Source organism: Aeromonas lacus, from assembly GCF_000764665.1.
GTDB classification, from domain to species: Bacteria; Pseudomonadota; Gammaproteobacteria; order Enterobacterales; family Aeromonadaceae; genus Aeromonas; species Aeromonas lacus.
In genome coordinates, this window is the sequence record NZ_JRGM01000115.1 from 1 (window position 1) to 847 (window position 847).

Below are 847 nucleotides of genomic sequence, written 5' to 3' on the forward strand. Positions count from 1 at the left end.
GGTACCGCAAATGCGACTCAATGCATACGTGACGGAATTGTCACCAAAGTGTTGGTTGGATATAAAGAAGGGCAGGTTGGATGTCCAGATAATGGTAACTGCATCTATTTCGAGTACAAAACCGCCTCCGACCCAACTATACGTGGCATAGCGATCAACTCGGGTTACAACCTGAATGATGCAAACATTGGGCTTGGTCATCTGACTTTATTGAAAACAGCTCTACTAACTGGCGCAAATATTGATGCATACGATCATTGGGGGACGCGCTGTGATGATATTGATGAAATCGCACTCAAGGCAGGATAGATATCCTATGTTTACCCGCAGTGTGGCAACATAAATACTGATCAATGCAATAGCCATCAATAATTGGTGGCTATCACCACGCCTAATTAAGTAAAAACGTGATATTTATAACTACACATAAACAGCACTCATTCCGCCAAAAAACAAACTGCTTTTGTTGAATCCATTTAATCAAGACTATAAGGCAGTTAACACCCTATTGCGCGGTGAGCTCATCACTCCAGTACACAACAAATAACGGGATTAAGTCGATGATTAAAATATTTATTTTTATGGGTGTTTTAATTGCAACCTTCATGGCTTTTGCATCCCCACCAAAATTTGTTTATAGATACGACAGCAGGCCTCCAGCGGAGATATTTAAGTGGGAATTTTCCGCCACATCGCCTGGGAACGGAATTAATGACCCATTAGTTCACTCCTTTGGACATGATTATCTCGACAACACGAGATTTATCTCTACAACACGCAATCCCGACTCACTCATTCATTTATTCTCGAATCTGATGATCACTCATGGCCAGCCTCAGTACTATTT

1 protein-coding gene and 1 pseudogene are annotated in these 847 nt (G+C 41.4%); both read left to right on the forward strand.

Annotated elements, in window-relative coordinates; all coding sequences use genetic code 11:
* Positions 1–309 (forward strand): hypothetical protein (locus tag LG31_RS21255; RefSeq protein WP_202963004.1); only part of this gene is annotated, 309 nt, incomplete at its 5' end.
* 251 nt (positions 310–560) lie between these two features.
* Positions 561–847, forward strand: a pseudogene (locus LG31_RS20925) (hypothetical protein); the annotation flags it as partial.